This is a genomic window from Streptomyces sp. NPDC007983 (assembly GCF_042958345.1).
Lineage (GTDB): Bacteria > Actinomycetota > Actinomycetes > Streptomycetales > Streptomycetaceae > Streptomyces.
The window spans coordinates 858,763-879,332 of record NZ_JBIBJI010000002.1; the positions used below are offsets into that span (position 1 = coordinate 858,763).

A 20,570-nucleotide genomic window follows, 5' to 3' on the forward strand; every position below is an offset into this window, starting at 1 on the left:
TAAAGGGTCCTCGGCGTAGCAGTACCTACGACTCAATGTCCGTACCGGAGCCCTTTCCCACATGACGAGCAGCACCGAGGCAACCCGCACCACCCCGCAGGTGGCGGTAAACGACATCGGTTCCGAGGAAGCCTTCCTCGCCGCGATCGACGAGACGATCAAGTACTTCAACGACGGCGACATCGTCGACGGCGTCATCGTGAAGGTCGACCGGGACGAGGTCCTGCTCGACATTGGTTACAAGACCGAAGGCGTCATCCCTTCCCGCGAGCTTTCGATCAAGCACGACGTCGACCCGAACGAGGTCGTGGCCGTCGGCGATGAGATCGAGGCCCTGGTTCTCCAGAAGGAGGACAAGGAAGGCCGCCTGATCCTCTCGAAGAAGCGCGCCCAGTACGAGCGTGCCTGGGGCACCATCGAGAAGATCAAGGAAGAGGACGGGATCGTCACCGGTACCGTCATCGAGGTCGTCAAGGGTGGTCTCATCCTCGACATCGGCCTCCGCGGCTTCCTCCCCGCCTCCCTGGTCGAGATGCGCCGCGTCCGCGACCTCCAGCCCTACGTGGGCAAGGAGCTCGAGGCGAAGATCATCGAGCTGGACAAGAACCGCAACAACGTGGTCCTGTCCCGCCGCGCCTGGCTGGAGCAGACCCAGAGCGAGGTCCGTCAGACCTTCCTCACCACCCTCCAGAAGGGTCAGGTGCGCTCCGGCGTCGTCTCCTCCATCGTCAACTTCGGTGCCTTCGTGGACCTGGGTGGCGTCGACGGTCTGGTCCACGTCTCCGAGCTGTCCTGGAAGCACATCGACCACCCGTCCGAGGTCGTCGAGGTCGGCCAGGAGGTCACGGTCGAGGTCCTCGACGTCGACATGGACCGCGAGCGCGTCTCCCTGTCGCTCAAGGCGACCCAGGAAGACCCGTGGCAGCAGTTCGCCCGGACCCACCAGATCGGTCAGGTCGTCCCGGGTAAGGTCACGAAGCTCGTGCCGTTCGGTGCGTTCGTCCGCGTGGACGAGGGCATCGAGGGTCTGGTCCACATCTCCGAGCTGGCCGAGCGCCACGTGGAGATCCCGGAGCAGGTCGTCCAGGTCAACGACGAGATCTTCGTCAAGGTCATCGACATCGACCTCGAGCGCCGCCGCATCAGCCTCTCGCTGAAGCAGGCCAACGAGGCCTTCGGTGCCGACCCGTCCGCGGTCGAGTTCGACCCGACCCTGTACGGCATGGCCGCGTCCTACGACGACCAGGGCAACTACATCTACCCCGAGGGCTTCGACCCCGAGGCCAACGACTGGCTCGAGGGCTACGAGAAGCAGCGCGAGGAGTGGGAGCGTCAGTACGCCGACGCGCAGACCCGCTTCGAGCAGCACCAGGCGCAGGTCATCAAGTCCCGCGAGGCCGACGAGCAGGCCGCTGCCGAGGGTGCGGGCAGCGCTGCCCCGGCGCCCGGCGGGCAGGCCTCCGGCGGCGGTTCGTACTCCTCGGAGTCGGCCGACAACTCCGGCGCCCTGGCGTCGGACGAGGCGCTGGCCGCGCTCCGCGAGAAGCTGGCCGGTGGCCAGAGCTGAACCGCTGTGCCGCTGACCTGAGCGCCGGCGGCATCGGTTAGATCGAGTGTGAGGCCCGTTCCCCTCCGGGGGAGCGGGCCTCATGCATGTCCTCACGCATGTCCTTGCATGTCCTCGCATGTTCCGGGGCGCGGACGGCCATGATGCGCACAGGAGTTGTGGCCGGGGTCCGGGAATGCGCCCGCCCCCGTGTGGTGTTTTCGCGTACGGAACACAAGGAGGAGCGGTCACAGTGCTTGATCCGCAGGATTTGTACGCGTGGGAACCGAGCGGGCTCGCGGAAGTCGACGCGATAGCCTCCCGGGATTCGGCCGGGCTGGTGCTGCTCTACCACTTCGACGGTTACATCGACGCCGGGGAGACCGGCGACCAGATCGTGGAGCGGCTGCTCGACGGGCTGCCACGGCAGGTCGTCGCCCGCTTCGATCACGACCGGCTCGTCGACTACCGGGCCCGGCGCCCCCTGCTCACCTTCCAGCGCGACCACTGGACGGATTACGAGACTCCGGCGATCGAACTCCACCTGGTGCGGGACGCGACCGCAGCACCCTTCCTGCTGCTGTGCGGGCCCGAACCGGACGTGGAGTGGGAGCGTTTCGCGGCGGCGGTGCGGCAGATCGTCGAGCGGCTCGGCGTGCGGCTCGCCGTGAACTTCCACGGCATCCCGATGGGCGTTCCGCACACCCGGCCGGTGGGCCTCACCCCGCACGGCAACCGCACCGATCTGATGCCCGGCCACCGCGGCTACTTCGACGAGGCCCAGGTGCCCGGCAGCGCCGAGTCGCTGATCGAGTACCGGCTCGGCGAGGCGGGCCACGACGTCCTCGGGGTCGCCGCCCACGTCCCCCACTACCTGGCCCGATCCGCCTACCCCGACGCGGCGCTCACCGCGCTGGAGGCGGTCACCGCGGCCACCGGCCTGGTGCTGCCGGGCGCCGCCCACGCGCTGCGCAACGAGGCGCTGAAGACGCAGGAGGAGATCGAGCGGCAGGTCTCCGAGGGGGACGACGAACTGGTCGCGCTCGTACGGGGCCTTGAGCACCAGTACGACGCGGTGGCCGGGGCCGAGAGCCGCGGCAACCTGGTCGCGGAGTCGGCCGAGCTGCCGTCGGCGGACGAGCTGGGCGCCGAGTTCGAGCGCTTCCTGGCCGAGCGGGAGGGCGAGAGCGGCGCCTGAGCGGCGGTCCGTATAGCGGTATAGCGTGGGCCCCATGCTGAAGCTGGGGCTCACGGGCGGAATCGGCGCGGGCAAGAGCGAAGTCTCGCGGATCTTGGTCTCTTACGGCGCGGTGCTGATCGATTCCGATCGGATCGCCCGTGAGGTGGTCGAGCCGGGAACTCCCGGCCTCGCCGCCGTCGTCGCCGAGTTCGGCCCCGATGTGCTGACGGACGACGGCCGGCTCGACCGGCCGAAGCTCGGCGGCATCGTCTTCAACGACCCCGAGCGGCTGCGCGCCCTGAACGCAATCATCCACCCCCTGGTCCGCGACCGCTCCGCCGAGCTGCAGGCGGACGCCGGACCGGAGGCGGTGGTCGTCCACGACGTCCCGCTGCTCGCCGAGAACGGTCTGGGGTCCCTGTACGACCTGGTACTGGTCGTCGACGCCACGCCCGAGACCCAGCTCGACCGGCTGGTCCGGCTGCGCGGCATGACCGAGGACGAGGCGCGGGCCCGGATGGCGGCCCAGGCGACCCGCGAGGAGCGGCTGGCCGTCGCCGATGTCGTGATCGACAACGATGGCCCGCTGGAGCAGCTGGAGCCGCGGGTCCGGAAGGTCTGGGCGGAGCTGGTGGAGCGGGCGGCCGCCACGGACTGAAGGGGCGGGCCGTGCTTGCCGGGCGGGCCGAGGGGGAATGTGGCGCACCGGGTGGTTGTTGTGCCGCCCGTACCGACGATCACCACTGATCACCACCGAGGGATCACCGCACACGGGACCAATGATCACGTAAGCCCGGGGAAGGAAGCGGCTGTGTCCGAGCCCACGCCCGAGACCCATGTCATCGACTACCGCGCCGCGGAGCAGCTGCTCGCCGCCCGAGATCCGCGAGGCGCCGTCAAGCTGCTCGACTCGGTCATCACCGCCCACCCCGAGAACACCGCGGCCCGGCTGCTGCGGGCTCGCGCGTTCTTCGGATCGGCCCAGCTCCGCGCCGCGGAACTCGAATTCCACATCGTCCTGGAGCGTGAGCCGGACAACGCGTTCGCCCACTTCGCCCTCGCCCGTACGCTGGAGCGCGCCGACCGCCGGGAGGAGGCCACCCGCCACTTCCGCCTCGCCGCGGCGCTCGATCCGCGCCCGGACTTCGTGGAGGCGGCGCGGTTCGGCGAGCAGGCCTGAACCGACCCGTGAGTGGCACCCGGGGGTGGTGGCGTGGCGCCGCTAGCGCCGCCGCCCCCTGACCGGTGCGTACGGGGGCACGTCCCGCCCCGGTTGGTAGTGGGGCCCCTGCCGGATGTGCCGGATGACCAGGGCCAGATCGATCACCGTGATGGCGGCGAGCGCCGCGCAGGCGGCCGCCCAGCCCGGCCTGCCCGCCAGTACGAAGGCCACCGTGCCGCCGACGGTCCACAGCAGTCCCCAGGACGCGAGCCACAGCCGCAGCCGCAGCGGGGTGCGCGCATGGGCGGGCTCATCGCCCGTCCGGATGAATCGCATCGACATCACACCGTCTCCCACTTCGACGCTACCGCGACAGCCTTGTCGGTGCGGCCTGCGATCATGTGCTGAGCACAGGAGGTGTGCACCCACCGCGCACGACGAGGAGCCGCACGTGATCCACCAGTCCTGGGACGAATCGGCCGCCCGGCGGTCCCGAATCCGCGGCTGTCTGCTGGGCGGCGCGATCGGCGACGCCCTCGGCAACCCGATCGAGTTCAGCTCCCTGCAGGGGATCCGGGCGGCCTACGGCGAGACGGGCGTCACCGGCCTCGTCCCGGACGAGAGCGGCACCGCGGGCCGGATCACCGACGACACCCAGATGACCTTGTTCACGGCCGAGGGGCTGATCCGGGCCCACGCCCGCGCGTCCGTGAAGGGCATCGGGGGCGCCGAGATCGCCGTCGTGCGCCAGGCGTATCTGCGCTGGCTCGACACCCAGAACTACCCCGAGCCGCCGCCCCCGAGGACCGCGGACGACGTCCGCCGCACCGGCTGGCTGCGCACCCACCCGTGGCTGTACGCCCGCCGCGCGCCCGGCAACGCGTGCCTCTCCGGCCTCCACGAGGGCCACGTCCCCGCCGGGGACCACCCCCTCCACGGCGCCCCGGGCCCGGTGAACTCCGGCTCCAAGGGCTGCGGCACCGTGATGCGGTCGGCCCCGTTCGGCCTCACCGGCCTGCCCGCCCGCGAGTGCTTCGAACTCGCTGCCCGCTGCGCCCAGATCACCCACGGCCACCCCACCGGCTACCTCGCGGCGGGCGCCTTGGCCGCGCTGGTCGCCCACCTCCTCGAAGGCGACTCCCTGGAGGGCGCCGCCCTGCGCACCCTGGAGCTCCTGCGGACCTACCCGCGCCACGAGGAGACCACCACCGCCCTGCGCCGCGCGATAGACCTGGCCTCCGACGGCGGCCCGACCGCGGAGAAGGCCGAGTCCCTCGGCGGCGGGTGGATCGCCGAGGAGGCGCTGGCCATCGGGGTCTACGCCGCCCTGGCCCACACCTCGCCCAAGGCGTCGCTGCTGCTGTCCGTCAACCACTCGGGCGACAGCGACTCGACGGGCTCGATCTGCGGCAACCTGCTCGGCGTCCACCACGGCGACCTGCGCCTGCCGCCCTCCTGGCTGGCGCAGGTGGAGGGCCGCGGCACGATAGCCGAGCTGGCCGACGACTTCGCCTTCGCCTTCCACCCCTCCGCCGAGCCGCACGACGACACGGTCTTCCCCCGCGACCGCTATCCGCTCAACTGACCGCCGTCATTAATCGGTCGAGCGTGCGGATCGGGCTTTGCTAGCGTGCCTGACGTGGCGAAACTCAACCAGATCATCGCCGTGGAGAAGGGCGTCAAGGCCAAGTCCCACCAGGACCTGACGGCTGTCCACCACGGTCTGCAGAAGCCGGCCCTGCTCGCGGGGATTTCCCGTACGTACCAGCCGAAGGACGAGGAGGGTGAACAGCTCCCGCCCGAGTCCACCCGCGTCCAGGTCAAGGCCGAGGAGGTGCTGCGGGACACGGCGGCCACCCTGACCCGCCTCTTCGACGTCACCGCTACCAAGGACTGGTCGAACTGCGCGGCGAAGGCGGACGTGACGGTCGAGGGCCGCACGTTGCTGCGCGACGTCCCGGTCGCCTACCTCCTCTTCCTGGAGAAGCAACTGACCGACCTGGGGGCCTTCGTCCGCAAGCTGCCCGTCCTGGACGCCGCCGAGTCCTGGTCCGTGGACCCGTCCACGGACTCCTGGAAGACCGAGCCGGTGCGTACGGTCCGTACGAAGAAGGTCCCCCCGCAACCACGTCAAGGCGGAGGCCACCGACAAGCACCCGGCCCAGGTTGACGTCTACTACGAGGACATCCCGGTCGGCTACTGGACTACGGTCAAGTTCTCCGGCGCACTCCCGGCCCGCAGGGTCAACGAGCTGCTCGACCGCGTCGAAAAGCTCCAGCAGGCGGTGAAGTTCGCCCGCGAGGAGGCCAATGGCATCGAGGCCACCGATCAGAGGGTGGGCGACGTGGTCTTCGGCTACCTCTTCGGGTAGCGTCATGGACTCCCCGTCCGCCCGAGCGCGGGCGGGGTGCGCGAGGAGCGCAAGCTGAAGCTGAAGCTTGTCGTGACGGCGCGGTCCGCCCTCAGAGGAGGCCGCGATCAATCTCAGACTCTCGCTCCAGACTCAGCATTCGCCGCCGATCGCCGGATCGACCGGGCTGGGCCCTCGTCGTCGGATGCCGGTTCAAGTCCGGCCCGCGCAGCTACTTCTCTCCGATGCGCGGTAGTTCAAAGGCAGAACACGACGACATGATGACTGACCCACGCCCTTAAACGATGCCGGCGTGCGCAATTGGGTGGCATCCCAGGGCTCGGGGGCAGGCTACGCTCCCGGGCCCGCTCCTCTTCCACGGTGATGTGACCCCGGCCCCGGCATGCTGACGGCTACTCATATGATCGTACTTATGGGTATTGGGGACGTTACTCGTGACGCCGTACTGAAGACGCTGGAGGAATACGACGACCTCGGCGGGGAGGTCTTCCTCGCGCATTACGGGTATCAGAGGGCCCGGAGCTATCTGATCGTGCACAACGGCCGTCACTACGACTCCAAAGCCATCGTCGGAGTGGCCCACCGGCATGTCACCGGTCGTGCTTTGGGCTCCGGTGACTTCTCCGGAGGCGCGGCCACCGTCGTTCCCGCATTGACGGGCCTCGGGTTTCATGTCGAGGGACCTCGGGCCGTTGAGGGAACGCCCCCGTCCCTCGGCGTCCGTCTCCTGGTGTCACCGGCGTTCGGAAAAGCCGAGTCGCGACGGCACTGGGCGGACACCCTGGACCACACGGTGCCCTTCACCGAGCCGAAGTACGCCGGCAGTCTGACAGACGGGGAGTTGAGCAGCCTGAGCGCTCTGCACCCCGGTGGCCGAGCCCGCTTCTGGGGCGCGACGGCGAGCCACGACCGAAAGATGGCGGACGTCACCACAGGGGATGTCGTGCTGTTCACGGGACAAAACCATGTGCTGGCCGTCGGCGAGGTCGGTGCGATCTTCCGGAACAGCTCCTTCGCTGACACGATGTGGCCACCGAATCCGGGCGGGGAGAGCTGGCACACGGTCTACAGCCTCCGGCAGTTCGTGCCGACAGAAGTCCCCTACGAGACGCTGAACGCCCTCCTCGGGTATAAGTCCGGCTTCAAATACCCGGGGCAGATGGTGTTTTCCGGAGACAAGGCACGGGCGGGGATCGACGGTCTCCTCATCACTACCCGTACGGCCCTTGAGGGGCTGGGAGCCGAGACTTCGCCCGGCTCCGTTCGTGTGATGCCTGTCGAGCGACAGCACACGCGCTCCACCACCGTCGAGCGAGCCGCCGGGCAGCTCCTCTTCAACCGGGATGAGGCGGCGCTGGTCGCCGAGTTCTGTGCCTCTTTCCCCGGTCCGAAGCCAAAGCGTTTCGCCAGTGCGGCGGGCATCTGCGACATCTACGTGGAAGACCCCGAGAGGCACGAGCTCATCGAGGCGAAGTCCCGAGTGGAGCGCGGCCACGTCCGCGAAGCGCTCGCCCAACTCCTCGACTATGCACGCTACGTCCCGGACGCGGTCGACCGACTCTCGGCGCTGTTCCCGGAACAACTCGCACCGAAGGAGCGGAGCCTGCTGCATCACTACGGCATCGACGTCATCTACCGCGTGGGACCCGGCAGCTTCGAACGCGAGCCGGCTCCCGAGGACGCGCGCGAGCGCATGCGCGGCCTGTGGGAATGGTGTGAGGCGTGACAGGCCGCGGACGAGTGATGCGCCCGGTGCGGACGTGCTTGCGGACCGTAACGGCCACGCCGTAAGGTCGACAACGCGGCTGAATATGCGGTGCGTCATCCCGCAGTCAGGTCCGCCCGTGGCGTAAGGCACGGACCCGCGCCGGTTCCCGCAACCTCTCCGAGGCCCCGCGTGGACAGAGCCGGGGCCCGCTGAACGTGACGGCGGTTCCTGTGTCTTGCGGGGAGTGAACCCAATGTTCTTCCGTGACGTCTGCCAGTTCGTGCTCGAGCACATTGAGGGGCTGGCGGTGGAGTTTTCCGCCGCTTGTCTCCTGCACCACTTCACCAAGTGGACGTGCGACAAGCACTGACCGGCTTCCTCCCCGTCATCGTTCCGATGGCGGGGAGGGGCGTGTCTGTCGCGTGCACGACGGGGAGGGCTGCTTCGCGGTATGGAAGCGAGAGAGACGACATTCGAGAAGCTGATTCAGGGGGACAATCAGTTTCAGATCCCGCTCTACCAGCGCACATACAGCTGGAAGCGTGACGATCACGAGCGGCTGTGGGCCGACCTCAGCGAGCAGGCGGCCGCGCTGGCCCAGCCTTCAGGACCCGCTGATGGAATGGACGGTGACGACCCTGTCCGGCATTTCCTCGGCTCGGTGGTCCTCGCCCCCCGGCCTCCGCTCCCCGACACGGTGCAACGCTGGGTCGTCATCGACGGACAGCAGCGTCTGACGACGCTGATGCTCCTCGCCTGCGCGCTGCGCGATCACGTCCGCGCCTTCGACTCCTCGAAAGCGGATCTGATCCATCGCCGCTATCTCATCAATGAAGAGGACTACACCGGACTCGACGCCTACCGGCTCCTGCCGACTCAGGCCGATCGTCCTTCCTTTCTCGCCTGTGTCGACGGACTGCCGTCCGCCGGCGGCGAGGACAGCGTCGGCCGGGCCTACAGTTACTTCCGCGCGGCCCTCACCGAGCTCGACCCGCGAGGTGAATGGGATGCGGTGCGCCATATCGATCAGGCCCTCCGCCGCCGTCTCTCGCTCGTGACCATCACGGCAGGTCCACGCGACAACGTCTACCGGATCTTCGAGTCGCTGAACAACACGGGCGTCCCTCTCACCCAGGCCGACCTGCTGCGCAACTACCTCTTCATGCAGCTGCCCCGCCTCGGCGAGCACGTGTACGAGAAGCTCTGGCTACCCATGCAGACCGAACTCGGCCCCGACCGCCTGGTGACTTTGGCCTGGCTCGACCTCGTGTTGCAGGGACAGACGCGGGCCAAGGTCAGCGAGGTGTACGTGGGCCAGCAGCGCAGGCTGGCGGCGATCGCGGCCTCCGGAGGCGAAGAGGGGCTGCGTGAGGACATCGCCAGACTGCGTCGACTCGGCAGCGTTCTTCTCCGGCTCATCGAACCCGGCCGAGAGCCACACCCAGATGTGCGGGAGGCGCTGATCCGCTTGGATCAGTGGGGCGGAGAAGTGCACTATCCGCTCGCCCTGCACATCCTCGACCACCTCGACCGGGGATCCGCCACGGCCGCGGAGGCGACCCAGGCGCTGTTCTACCTCGAGAGCTTCCTCGTCCGCCGCATGATCTGCTACGTACGGACGAGCAACCTCAACCGGGTGCTCTCCGCCGCCCCCTCCGAAATGGAACGGGACAGGCCGCTCCCCGAAGCGGTCCACCGGTATCTGTCGGGCCCTCGGCGCTACTGGCCCGGCGACGCACAACTCCGCGAAGCGGCCCGTACCCAGCCGTTCTATTGGCATGGCAAGCACCCGCAGCGCACGTATGTCCTGCGACGGTTCGAGGAGAGCTACGCCGGGCCCGAGCCGGTCGACTTCTCACGTCCCTGGGCCACGGTCGAACACATCATGCCGCAGACACCGACCGACGCCTGGCTCAGCGTTCTCGCAGAGGAAGCCGACGACGAGAGCAAGCCGGAGGAGCTGCACGAGACGCTCGTGCACACCCTCGGCAATCTCACCCTGACCGGGGAGAACACCCGTCTGTCGAACCATCCGTACGAGCGCAAGCAGCAGATCTTCGATCAGAGCGCCCTGCGGATGAACCGCGAGATCGCCGACGCCGAGCGATGGGGGAAGCGGGAGATCCTCGCTCGTTCCGACCAACTGGCCGAGCGTGCGATACAGCTGTGGCCGGGCCCGCTGGCATCGGAGATCACCGAGACCGACGAGCGGACCGAATGGATCGTCCTGCGGCAGATCCTGGCTGCCCTCCCAGCCGGCTCCTGGACGACGTACGGCGATCTGGCGGCGGTCATCGGCATCCACCCGCGGCCGCTCGGGACGTACCTGGGCACGCGCCGAGGTGTCCCCAACGCCCACCGTGTGCTCATGTCATCGGGGGCTCCGTCGACGGAGTTCGCCTGGCTCGACGGCCGTACCGAGTCGCAGCGGGAGGTCTTGGAGCGCGAGGGGGTGCGCTTCCGTGAGGTGACCGCTGACCCCGATCAACGGATGCACCCTCCCGCGCTCGCCGGACTGGCGGGAATGGAGCTGCCGACCGACTACCAGGAGGCAGTGCCGAACGACCGGGTGCTGGTCGAGGACCGCCCGGCCAACTTCCGTGCGCTGCTCCTTGAGCACCAGCCGTCCATTGCCGACGGGTTGCTGACACTGCTGGAGAAGTGGGAGGCGACAGGGGGTCGGCTCGGATACGGCTTCGCGTCCGAAACGAGTTGCTCGCCTGTGCTGAGGGAGGGGCATGGTCCCAGGGGGTCGATCTGGCCGGTCGCGATCTACCCGCGCTCGGGCAAGGTGGAGGTGGTGTTCGAATACCTCAGTCGCAGGGAGCCCTTCACTCGGCCGAACCTTCTCAAGGATCTGCTGACCCGTATGAACGCGATCCCTGGAGTGGACCTCAACGTTGCTGATGACGAGCTTCACCGCAGACGGCCGAGCTTCGCCGTCGAGACGTTGACCGGGACCGGCCTGGAGCGCTTCCAAGAAGCTCTGGAGTGGTTTCGGCAGCAGATCGCGTAGACGTGCCGCATGACCTGGACGATGCCGTGAAGACCGGGCGGCTGGGGGCTTGAAACCACTGGCTGGTTAAGGGCAGCGCAGGTCACACCGTGCCGCCGCCGTCCCGGCGCCCGCCGCGGAGTCGGCGCCGGAGTTTGTGGAGGGCGGGGAAGCGCTCGCGGTTTTCGCGGGTGCTGCGGTCGAGTTCTTCCATGAGGCGGCGGGAGCGCTGCTCCATGTCCAGTTCGGCGAGGATGCGGTCGACCTCGGCGAGCAGGGCGCCCTGGAGCTGCCACTGGCCCGGGTGGCGCTGGACGCGGCGGAGGAGGAGGTGGGCGGCCTTGTCGCGGCTGGTGTGGGCCCGGGACAGCTCGGTGGCCAGGTGGGATTCGGCCTCCTCGGCGTTGGCGCTGATCGGGCTGGTGACCAGGATGGCGAAGCTTTCGACGGCGGCGGCGGTGGAGCGGAAGAGGTCCTCCAGCGCCTCGGCCACGTCCGCCGGGAAGAGGGGTTCGTCCGTCCGCTTCTTGGCGAGGTCGGTGAGGGTGCGGGTCAGGACGCGCAGGACGACCGTGCAGATCTCCAGGGTGTCCAGCCCGGTGCGCAGCACCACCCGGTGCAGCAGGCCCTCCTTGACCCGGGGGTTGAGGCGGACGCTGTCCTCGGCCTGCCGGAGGGCGGCGTCGACCTGGGAGATGTCGTGGTCGAGGCGGCGGGCCTCGTGGAGGCGGGCGGCGGCGCGTTCGACCGGGGTGTGGCTGCCCAGCTCCTCGCCCATGTGCAGCAGGAGCTGACGCATCCGGCGGGCGAGGTCCACGATGGACTCGCCGGCGGTGCGGACCCAGACGGGCGGCGCGAACAGGAAGTTGAAGCCCAGTCCGACGGTGGCCCCGATCAGGGTTTCCAGCACCCGGTCCCAGGCGGTGGTGGTCACCTGGCTCACGCCGAGGACGAGCATGGCGCTGATCGCCACCTCGGGGACGAACTCGCTCACCCGTGCGAAATGACCGGCCGTCAGCGCGGCGAGAATGATCAGACCCAGGCTCCACCAGGTCAGCCCGACCAGGATGGAGAAGGCGATGGCGAGCAGGACGCCCACCACCACGGCGTTCACCCGGCGGATTCCGGTGGTGAGAGTCGCGAAGAGGGTCACCTGCACCACGAGCAGCGCGGTGAGCGGGGCGGTCAGCGGGGCCGATTCGTTGCTCAGCTGGAGGGCGACGACGTAGGAGATGGTCGCGGCCGCCGCGGAACGCAGGGTCTGGACGACGACGGGGGCGTTGCGGCGCTTGACGAGGTCCGCCACCGGGTCGAGGGCATCAGGCACATGCTTGTCCCTTCCCGCTGCGCCCGGAACGGGCACCGCGACGCCGCCCGGCCACCTCGGACGGGTTAACGTGTGCGGGGTGATCAGGCCATTCAAGGGAACCGAAGACGACGAGGCGCTGCCCGGGAGCACCGGCCCCGCCGCCACCGTCGAAGCCGAGCCGCGCCAGGTCGGGCGGGTACGGACCGAGTACGCACCGGATCCGGACGGGGACCCCGACCCGGGGGAGATCGTCTGGACGTGGGTTCCGTACGAGGAGAACGACGGCCGCGGCAAGGACCGGCCGGTGGTGGTCGTCGCGCGGGAGCGCGGCGGCACGCTGCTGGCCGTACAGCTGTCGAGCAAGCGGCATGACGACGACCGCGAGTGGGTGGGGATCGGCGCCGGGCCGTGGGACCGGGCCGGGCGCGACTCCTGGGTCAACCTGGACCGCGTGCTGCGGGTGCATCCGGACGGCATGCGGCGCGAGGCGTGTGCGCTGGACCGGCCGCGCTTCGATCTGGTCGTGATGCGGCTGCGGCAGCGGTACGGCTGGCACTGAGCTCCTGCCGACGAGGCTCGGGTCAGGTGTCGGCCAGCGCCAGCAGCTTGGTGACGGTGTTCCAGTTGCGGGCGGTGGCCGTCACTCCGAGCCGGGGGTTGGCGAGCTTCGCGGCCAGCTTGGAGCGGCCGATTCCGTCCGGGCAGAAGAGGTAGATCTCGCGCCCGACGAGCCGGAACTCGTCCGGCGCATACGCGGCCGGGTCCAGCGCGTCCAGCGCCGAGGTGTCGGTGGGCACGTCCGACAGGAAGATCACATGAAGGGTCTTGGGCTCGGCCGTGGCCGCGGGATACGGGTTGGCGTCGACGACGGCGGCCAGCTCGTCGCGGGTCCGCACCATCACGGGTACGGAGAAGCCCAGGTCGGCGGCGAAGGCGTCCTCGAGCGTGCGGGCCGTGTGGTCGGGCGGGGTGCCGGGGTCGGCGAAGACGATGTTGCCGCTCTGCAGGTGGACGGTGACGCCCTCGAACCCCAGCTCGGCCATCAGCGCGCGCTGCCGCGCCATCGGGAACTTCTTGTTGCCGCCCACGTTGATGCCGCGCAGCAGCGCTATATGGGATGTCATGGGCGGAACTCCTGACGCCTGTGGCCGGTGCGGTGGGCCTGCGGGGAGCGTACCCGCACCGCGCCGGGTAGGGCACGGCATCATGGGGGCGTGCGGCTGGAAGCGATCACTTGGGAACGGCTGACCGACGCGACCGCCGATCGCATCGCCGGGATGACGGCGGCGGACGGCGGCCCCTGGCTCAGGGTGGCGGTCGACGGCGCGCCCGCGGCGCGTCCCGGGGAGCTGGCCCGGGACCTGGCGGAGGCGCTGCGGATACGCGGGCGTCCGGTGCTCGTGGTCGCGGCGGCGGGGTTTCTGCGGCCCGCGTCGCTGCGCTACGAGTACGGGAAGCGGGACGCCGACGCGTACTACGACCGCTGGCTGGACACCGGGGCCCTGTGGCGCGAGGTGTTCACCCCGCTGGAGCCGGGACCGGGCGGCACCGGGCGGGTGCTGCCCGACCTGTGGGACCCGGCGACCGACCGGGCCACCCGCAGCCCCTATGCCGAACTGCCGCCGGGCGGGGTGCTGCTGCTGCACGGCGCGCTGCTGCTGGGGCACTGGTTTCCGTTCGACCTGTCGGTGCATCTGTGGCTGACGCCGGGCGCCCTCGGCCGCCGCACCGAGGAGGACGAGCGCTGGACGCTGCCCGCCTTCGCGCGGTACGAGGACGAGGTGCGGCCCGTGGAGAGCGCGGACGTGGTGGTGCGGGCGGACGACCCCCGGCATCCGGCCTGGCACCGCCCGGGACCGTAGGCCGCCCGTCCGCTTGCGCCCGCGCCCGCGCGCTACTTCTTCTGCGGGCACTCCTTCCACGCGAAGTGGTAGGTGGTGCTCACGTCGCCGTCCGTCGAGTCCATGGTCATGAAGCTCGTCGTGTCCTTGGTGTTGGACGATCCGGCGTTGACCCGCAGCTCGGTGTTGATGTTGAAGTTCCGCAGCTCGCCGCAGGGGGACCAGACCACGGTGGCGATGTCCGCCTTGTCGGTGACCTGCCAGTTGTCGTCGTAGGCGCCGGCGAAGTCATGCGCGGCCGATGTCGTCTGCGACTGTCCCTGGAAGTAGTACGAGGCCTTCTCGGTGGCGGACGCGCCCTTTTCCAGGTGGGCGTAGCCCCGGTAGTCGACGCTGGCGATGGCGTAGGAGAAGCCCTGGGGGACATGCGTGACCAGATTCAGCTGACAGTTCTTCCTGAAGTCGGTCGGCTTGGCCCCCTTGCCCACCTGGGCCAGGTAGTCGCTGTACGTCACCGTGAACGCGGTGTTGTCGGGAGAGACCGCCACCGCCGCCGTTCCCGCCGGACAGCCCGATCCGTTGACGGTCGCGACGGTGATCACGATCTTGTCGGGTGGCACGGTCTCGAACGGTGGTTGCGCGTATGCCTGGGAGGTGAGCGTCGAGGCGAATAACGCCGCGGCCACACCGCCCGCGTACAGAACACCGGGCATGATTCTCCATTCGATGGTGGATTTCCCCGCGCTGCTGGTGGGGGCCGCCCGGCCGGAAGGACTACGGGCATTCCTTCCAGGCCAGGTGGTAAATGGTGTTGGCTCCGCCGTCCGTCGAGTCCATGGCCATGAAGCTGGTGGTGCCGCTCGCGGAAGTCCCCGCGTTCACCCGGAGTTCGGTGTTGATGTTGAAGTTGCGGTCCTGGCCGCACGGCGCCCATACCAGCGCGCTGTATTCCGTGGCGTCGGTGGTCTGCCAGTTGTCGTTGTACGGACCGCCGAACTCATGGGTGCGCGATGCCGTCTCCGACGACCCCTGGAAGTAGTAACTCGCCTTCTCGGTGCCCTTCGCGCCCTTTTGCAGCGAGCCGTAGCCGCGGTAGTCGACCTGGGCGATGGCGTAGGTGAACCCCTGCGGTACGTGAACGCCCAGATTGAGCTGGCAGTTCTTGCGGATGTCGGTGGGGTCCGAGCTGGGCCCGACCTGCGCGAGATAGTCGCTGTAGGTCACGGTGAAGGCCGTGTTGTCACCGGCGACGGCCACCGCGGCGGTCCCTTTCGGGCAGCCCGAGCCGTTCACGGTCTTGACGCTTATCTGGATCTTTTCCGGCGGTGCATCGGGGGCCGAGGAAACACCTTGAGCGGAAAAGGCCGAGGCGAATAACGCCGCGGCCGCGCCGCCGGCGAGCAGAACACCGGACATGGCTCTCCAATTCGATCATCGGGGGACGTGGTTGAGCCGTGAAGGAACGCGTTCGCCTTTCGGGCGTGAGCGGGGAAAGGCGCGAGCGAGGAAGAGCGGAAGAGCGGAAGAGCGGAAGAACGAAAGAGCTTTGCCGCGTGCCGGAATGTGCTTGCGTTACATTCTCGCCGGGGTGGGGCCCGCGAGCGCTCCCAAGGTAAGGGGGGAAGGTGGCCATGACAAGGTGGCGACGCATTCCATCGGCAAAATATTTTCCAACCCGGTAACCGGAGAACCCGTCCGGTCAGAAAAGCGGTTGCGGAAGTACCCCTTCCAGGGCCAGCAGGGTCCGCTTGGTCTCCAGTCCGCCGCCGAAGCCGCCTATGCCGCCGCCGCTCTCCACGACGCGATGGCAGGGAACCACCACCGGCAGCGGATTGCTGCCCATGGCCACTCCCACCGCGCGGGCGGCGTCCGGCTCGCCGACCCGGCGGGCCAGGTCCTGGTAGCCGACGACCGTGCCGTACGGAACGTGGGCGGCCAGCTCGCGCAGCACCCGGCGGTTGAATCCGGCGGACAGGGACCAGTCCAGCGGCAGGGTGAACGCGCGGATCTTCTCGGCGAAGTAGCTCTCCACCTGGCCTATCGCCTCGGTGAGATGCGCACCGGGCTCCGGCGCGGGCCCGGTGCCGAGGCGGCGGGTGAGCCGGTCGACGGCCCTGGCCGCCGTCGTGCGATCGGCGTGGAAGACCACGTGGACCAGCCCCTGGCCGGTGGCCGCGAGCAGCAGGGGACCGATGGGCGTGTCGGACACTGCCCAGGACCACTCGTGGGTCTCCTGCCGCTCCGGCTGCCGCTGCTCGTTCGTCACACCCTCAGCGTAGGCGGGGGGTCCGACAGCGCCCCGCCGTCACGTCGCCGTCGGTGGGCGTCAGCGGGTGTCGTCCAGCGCCTCCCGCACCACATCGGGCTTGTTGGTGATGACCCCGTTCACCCCCATGTCCGCGACCTTGACCGCCGTCGGGCCGTCGTTCACCGTCCAGGTGTAGACCTCCAGCGGACGCCCGTGCGCACCGCGCACCGCCTGGATCTCCTTCACGTACGAGGCGTCGATCGTCGTGTGGCTCGGGTTGATCTGGTCGGCGAACTCCGCGTACCGCGGCAGATCGGCGACGGCCGGGGTGCCCAGGAAACCGGTCTTGACGTCCCGCCGCAGCCGGTGGACGGTCTGGACGGACTCGGCGCTGAAGCTCTGCACGATCAGCCGCTTGAGGTGCTTGCGGTCGAGCCAGCCCTCCCGGCGCAGCTCGCGCAGCGCCTGCCGCTCGATGCCCGGGTACAGTTCCGGCGCCTTGATCTCCATGAGCAGCTTCTGGTGGTTGTCCGAAACCCGGTCCAGGTACTCCTCCAGGGTCGGCACCGGCTCGCCCGCGAACTTCGGCCCGAACCAGCTCCCGGCGTCCAGTTTCTCGATCTCGTCCAGGGTGAAGTCGGAGATGTTCCAGGGGGCGCGGTCCGGGAAGACCTCCTCGACGTCGGTGGTCCGGTTCAGTGTCGTGTCGTGCATGATGATCAGCTCGCCGTCCCGGGTGCGCTGCACATCGTTCTCCACCCAGTCGATGCCCAGGTCATCGGCGGCGTCGACGGCGGCCAGGGTGTTCTCGGGGGCGTAGCCGGAGGCTCCCCGGTGCGCCACCGTGACGGTGTGGTGGTGCGACATGCCGGGGGCGGCCTGCGCCGCCGTGGGGAGCAAGAGCGCGGAGACCCCCAGGAGAGCGCCGGATAACGCGGCGGCGGGGCGGATCTGCATACGGACTCCTCGCGTCGTCTGACTCGCGGACGGCCGAAGCGTGCCAGACCTGCCGTACGGAGGACAGTCACAGAAAAGCCGTACATTGATCCATCTCGTACCCCTCCCGGATCCGGACCGCGGACCACGCCCCGGACCTGGGCGCGGATCGGCAGGGGGGAGGGGCCCGGGACCCGGTCGTCCGGTCGTTGTCGGTGGCGAGTCGTACGGTGGGTCTCATGCGGCCCGTGACTCAGATCGAACGCAAGGTGGCGCCCTTCGAGGTCGTCAGCCCGTACCAGCCCAGCGGCGACCAGCCGACGGCCATCGCCGACCTCGACCGGCGCATCCGTGGCGGTGAGAAGGATGTCGTGCTCCTCGGCGCGACCGGCACCGGCAAGTCCGCGACCACCGCGTGGATGATCGAGAAGCTGCAGCGGCCCACGCTCGTCATGGCGCCGAACAAGACGCTGGCGGCCCAGCTCGCCAACGAGTTCCGCGAGCTGCTGCCGAACAACGCCGTCGAGTACTTCGTCTCGTACTACGACTACTACCAGCCCGAGGCGTACGTACCGCAGTCGGACACCTACATCGAGAAGGACTCCTCGATCAACGAGGAGGTCGAGCGGCTGCGCCACTCCGCGACGAATTCGCTGCTCACCCGGCGCGACGTGGTCGTGGTGGCATCCGTCTCCTGCATCTACGGCCTGGGCACCCCGCAGGAGTACGTGGACCGCATGGTGCCGCTCAAGGTCGGCGAGGAGATCGACCGCGACCAGCTGCTGCGCCGCTTCGTGGACATCCAGTACACCCGCAACGACATGGCGTTCACCCGGGGCACCTTCCGGGTCCGCGGCGACACCATCGAGATCTTCCCGGTCTACGAGGAGCTGGCCGTCCGGATCGAGATGTTCGGCGACGAGATCGAGGCGCTGTCGACGCTCCATCCGCTCACCGGCGAGGTGATCAGCGACGACCAGGAGCTGTACGTGTTCCCGGCCAGCCACTATGTGGCCGGGCCCGAGCGCATGGAGAAGGCCATCGCCGGGATCGAGTCCGAGCTGGAGCAGACCCTGGCCCGGCTGGAGAAGCAGGGCAAGCTGCTGGAGGCCCAGCGCCTGCGGATGCGCACCACGTACGACATCGAGATGATGCGGCAGATCGGCACCTGCTCGGGCATCGAGAACTACTCGCTGCACATCGACGGCCGCGAGACCGGCTCCCCGCCGCACACCCTCCTCGACTACTTCCCGGAGGACTTCCTCCTGGTCATCGACGAGTCGCATGTCACCGTGCCGCAGATCGGCGCGATGTACGAGGGCGACGCGTCCCGCAAGCGCACGCTGATCGAGCACGGCTTCCGGCTGCCCTCCGCGCTCGACAACCGCCCGCTGAAGTGGGAGGAGTTCCTGGAGCGGGTCGACCAGACCGTCTACCTCTCCGCGACCCCCGGGCCGTACGAGATGTCCCGCGGCGACGGCTTCGTGGAGCAGATCATCCGGCCGACCGGCCTGGTCGACCCCGAGGTCGTGGTCAAGCCCACCGACGGCCAGATCGACGACCTGATCCATGAGATCCGCACCCGCACCGAGAAGGACGAGCGGGTCCTCGTCACCACCCTCACCAAGAAGATGGCCGAGGACCTGACCGACTACATGCTCGAACTGGGCATCCAGGTGCGCTATCTGCACAGCGACGTGGACACCCTGCGCCGGGTGGAGCTGCTGCGCGAGCTGCGCGCCGGCGAGTACGACGTCCTGGTCGGCATCAACCTGCTGCGGGAGGGCCTGGACCTGCCGGAGGTCTCCCTGGTCGCCATCCTCGACGCGGACAAGGAGGGCTTCCTGCGCTCCGGCACCTCCCTGATCCAGACCATCGGCCGCGCCGCCCGTAACGTCTCGGGCCAGGTGCACATGTACGCCGACAAGGTCACCCCGGCGATGGAGAAGGCCATCGACGAGACCAACCGCCGCCGGGAGAAGCAGATCGCGTTCAACGAGAAGAACGGGATCGACCCGCAGCCCCTCCGTAAGAAGATCGGCGACATCGTGGCGACCCTCGCGCGCGAGGAGATCGACACCAAGGAACTGCTGGAAACCGGCTACCGCAAGTCGGCGGACCAGGGCAAGGGAGCGGGCAAGGGGCAGGCGAAGGCGCCGGTGCCCGCCCTGGCGTCCCACAAGCCGGGCGGCAAGGCCGCGAAGGGGGCCGGGGACGGCACGCTGACCGACCGTCCGGCCGCCGAACTGGCCGAGCTGATCGAGGAGATGACCGCCCGGATGAGGGCCGCGGCGGCGGAGCTCCAGTTCGAGGTCGCGGCCCGGCTGCGGGACGAGGTCGGGGAGCTGAAGAAGGAGCTGCGGCAGATGAGGGAGGCCGGGCTGTCCTGACCCCTGGGGTGGTGGGGTTCGCTGAGGTTCCGCTGTGGTCCCGCTGTGTTGCAACACCGACACAAAAGCCCGCTCGCCTGGCCGGAGCCCCTGCGGCCGTGCATAGGGTTTCGGGAGGGCCGTGCACACGGCGCGGCCGCGGCCGCGCCGCGGCGGTGGCCACGGGGAAACCGAGAGACGAGAGTAGGGACAGCGCGTGACGGTCAACATGTCCAAGGGACAGGCCATCAGCCTGCAGAAGGCCGACGGGGGCACCCTGACCGCGGTGCGGATGGGACTGGGCTGGCAGGCGGCGCCCCGCCGCGGACTGTTCGGCTCCCGCACCCGTGAGATCGACCTCGACGCGTCGGCGGTGCTCTTCGCCGACAAGCAGCCGACCGACGTCGTCTTCTTCCGTCATCTGGTGAGCGACGACGGCTCGGTGCGCCACACCGGCGACAACCTGGTCGGCGGCGCCGGCCAGGGCGGCGACGACGAGGCCGTCCTCGTCGACCTGCAGCGGGTGCCGGTGCACATCGACCAGATCGTCTTCACCGTGAACTCCTTCACCGGCCAGACCTTCGCCGAGGTGCAGAATGCGTTCTGCCGGCTCGTCGACGAGACCAACGGCCAGGAGCTGGCCCGCTACACCCTCACCGGCGGCGGGCAGTACACCGCGCAGATCATGGCCATCGTGCAGCGCGCGGGCAGCGCCTGGCAGATGAAGGCCGTGGGCGAGCCCGCCAACGGCCGCACCTTCCAGGACCTGATGCCGCACATCGTGCCGCACCTGTAAGCGGAGCGGTTCTCCCGTCGGCCCGGTGGTGCGCATGCCCACCGGGCCGACGCGCTCACGCGGCACGGTCCGCACACCACCACGCAGTACAACGCAGCACAACGGAAC

18 protein-coding genes and 1 pseudogene are annotated in these 20,570 nt (G+C 69.1%); 12 read left to right on the top strand and 7 right to left on the bottom strand.

Translation table 11 applies throughout. The annotated features are described in order from the left end of the window. The first annotated feature begins 61 nt into the window (after nt 1–61). The 4 genes from rpsA to ACFZCY_RS08300 all read left to right on the top strand — a co-directional run bounded on the left by rpsA (nt 62) and on the right by ACFZCY_RS08300 (nt 3,906). Entirely contained in the window at nt 62–1,567 is a 1,506-nt protein-coding gene (gene rpsA / locus ACFZCY_RS08285; protein WP_391170196.1) for a 30S ribosomal protein S1, read from the top strand. A gap of 232 nt (nt 1,568–1,799) precedes the next feature. Further along, on the top strand, nt 1,800–2,744 hold the full coding sequence (locus ACFZCY_RS08290; RefSeq protein WP_391170197.1) for a PAC2 family protein: 945 nt from the start codon (nt 1,800–1,802) through the stop codon (nt 2,742–2,744). Between the two features lie 34 nt (nt 2,745–2,778). Then, on the top strand, nt 2,779–3,384 hold the full coding sequence (gene coaE, locus ACFZCY_RS08295; protein ID WP_391170198.1) for a dephospho-CoA kinase: 606 nt from the start codon (nt 2,779–2,781) through the stop codon (nt 3,382–3,384). Nucleotides 3,385–3,537: 153 nt separating this feature from the next. Continuing rightward, entirely contained in the window at nt 3,538–3,906 is a 369-nt protein-coding gene (locus ACFZCY_RS08300; RefSeq protein ID WP_391170199.1) for a tetratricopeptide repeat protein, read from the top strand. Nucleotides 3,907–3,948: 42 nt separating this feature from the next. On the opposite strand, the gene ACFZCY_RS08305 is transcribed toward ACFZCY_RS08300, so the two are convergent. Next, a complete protein-coding gene (locus ACFZCY_RS08305) occupies nt 3,949–4,230 on the bottom strand; it encodes a DUF6343 family protein (RefSeq protein ID WP_391170200.1) in 282 nt (93 codons plus the stop codon). 109 nt (nt 4,231–4,339) lie between these two features. Between ACFZCY_RS08305 and ACFZCY_RS08310 the strand changes: the two genes are divergently transcribed. The 4 genes and pseudogenes from ACFZCY_RS08310 (at nt 4,340) to ACFZCY_RS08325 (ending at nt 10,984) form a co-directional block, all read left to right on the top strand. Further along, a complete protein-coding gene (locus tag ACFZCY_RS08310) occupies nt 4,340–5,473 on the top strand; it encodes an ADP-ribosylglycohydrolase family protein (RefSeq protein WP_391170201.1) in 1,134 nt (377 codons plus the stop codon). A gap of 54 nt (nt 5,474–5,527) precedes the next feature. Continuing rightward, nucleotides 5,528–6,260 (top strand): annotated as a pseudogene (locus tag ACFZCY_RS08315) (hypothetical protein). Between the two features lie 412 nt (nt 6,261–6,672). Further along, nucleotides 6,673–7,986, top strand: a complete 1,314-nt coding sequence (locus tag ACFZCY_RS08320) for a hypothetical protein (protein WP_391170202.1) — start codon at nt 6,673–6,675, stop codon at nt 7,984–7,986. Nucleotides 7,987–8,419: 433 nt separating this feature from the next. Continuing rightward, nucleotides 8,420–10,984: a DUF262 domain-containing protein gene (locus tag ACFZCY_RS08325; RefSeq protein WP_391170203.1), complete on the top strand. Its 2,565-nt coding sequence runs from the start codon at nt 8,420–8,422 to the stop codon at nt 10,982–10,984. 82 nt (nt 10,985–11,066) lie between these two features. On the opposite strand, the gene ACFZCY_RS08330 is transcribed toward ACFZCY_RS08325, so the two are convergent. Next, nucleotides 11,067–12,290, bottom strand: coding sequence for an aromatic acid exporter family protein (locus ACFZCY_RS08330; RefSeq protein ID WP_391170204.1), 1,224 nt, complete (start codon nt 12,288–12,290; stop codon nt 11,067–11,069). A gap of 79 nt (nt 12,291–12,369) precedes the next feature. Between ACFZCY_RS08330 and ACFZCY_RS08335 the strand changes: the two genes are divergently transcribed. Next, nucleotides 12,370–12,831 (top strand): type II toxin-antitoxin system PemK/MazF family toxin, encoded by a 462-nt coding sequence (locus ACFZCY_RS08335; protein ID WP_361485384.1) that lies wholly within the window; start codon nt 12,370–12,372, stop codon nt 12,829–12,831. Between the two features lie 22 nt (nt 12,832–12,853). Here the strand turns inward: ACFZCY_RS08335 and ACFZCY_RS08340 are convergent, their stop codons facing one another. Further along, on the bottom strand, nt 12,854–13,396 hold the full coding sequence (locus ACFZCY_RS08340) for a DUF1697 domain-containing protein (protein ID WP_391170205.1): 543 nt from the start codon (nt 13,394–13,396) through the stop codon (nt 12,854–12,856). 90 nt (nt 13,397–13,486) lie between these two features. On the opposite strand from ACFZCY_RS08340, the gene ACFZCY_RS08345 reads away from it, so the two are divergent. Then, a complete protein-coding gene (locus ACFZCY_RS08345) occupies nt 13,487–14,134 on the top strand; it encodes a uridine kinase (RefSeq protein WP_391170206.1) in 648 nt (215 codons plus the stop codon). Nucleotides 14,135–14,166: 32 nt separating this feature from the next. On the opposite strand, the gene ACFZCY_RS08350 is transcribed toward ACFZCY_RS08345, so the two are convergent. From ACFZCY_RS08350 to ACFZCY_RS08365, 4 genes are all read right to left on the bottom strand, one after another. Further along, complete coding sequence (locus ACFZCY_RS08350) at nt 14,167–14,826, bottom strand: DUF4360 domain-containing protein (protein ID WP_391170207.1); 660 nt, start codon at nt 14,824–14,826, stop codon at nt 14,167–14,169. Between the two features lie 61 nt (nt 14,827–14,887). Further along, complete coding sequence (locus tag ACFZCY_RS08355) at nt 14,888–15,529, bottom strand: DUF4360 domain-containing protein (RefSeq protein ID WP_391170208.1); 642 nt, start codon at nt 15,527–15,529, stop codon at nt 14,888–14,890. A 283-nt stretch (nt 15,530–15,812) separates the two neighbouring features. Then, the gene (locus ACFZCY_RS08360) at nt 15,813–16,379 is read right to left on the bottom strand and encodes a methylated-DNA--[protein]-cysteine S-methyltransferase (protein WP_391170209.1); all 567 of its coding nucleotides are present in this window, start codon (nt 16,377–16,379) and stop codon (nt 15,813–15,815) included. Between the two features lie 60 nt (nt 16,380–16,439). Then, entirely contained in the window at nt 16,440–17,318 is an 879-nt protein-coding gene (locus tag ACFZCY_RS08365) for a glycerophosphodiester phosphodiesterase family protein (RefSeq protein ID WP_391170210.1), read from the bottom strand. 218 nt (nt 17,319–17,536) lie between these two features. Here ACFZCY_RS08365 and uvrB point away from each other — a divergent pair, with 218 nt between their 5' ends. Both uvrB and ACFZCY_RS08375 read left to right on the top strand, forming a co-directional pair. Next, nucleotides 17,537–19,687 carry an excinuclease ABC subunit UvrB gene (gene uvrB / locus ACFZCY_RS08370; RefSeq protein ID WP_391170211.1) on the top strand — a complete coding sequence of 717 codons (2,151 nt, stop codon included), beginning with the start codon at nt 17,537–17,539 and terminating at the stop codon, nt 19,685–19,687. A 196-nt stretch (nt 19,688–19,883) separates the two neighbouring features. Then, nucleotides 19,884–20,462, top strand: a complete 579-nt coding sequence (locus ACFZCY_RS08375; RefSeq protein WP_391170212.1) for a TerD family protein — start codon at nt 19,884–19,886, stop codon at nt 20,460–20,462. Nucleotides 20,463–20,570 lie beyond the last annotated feature (108 nt).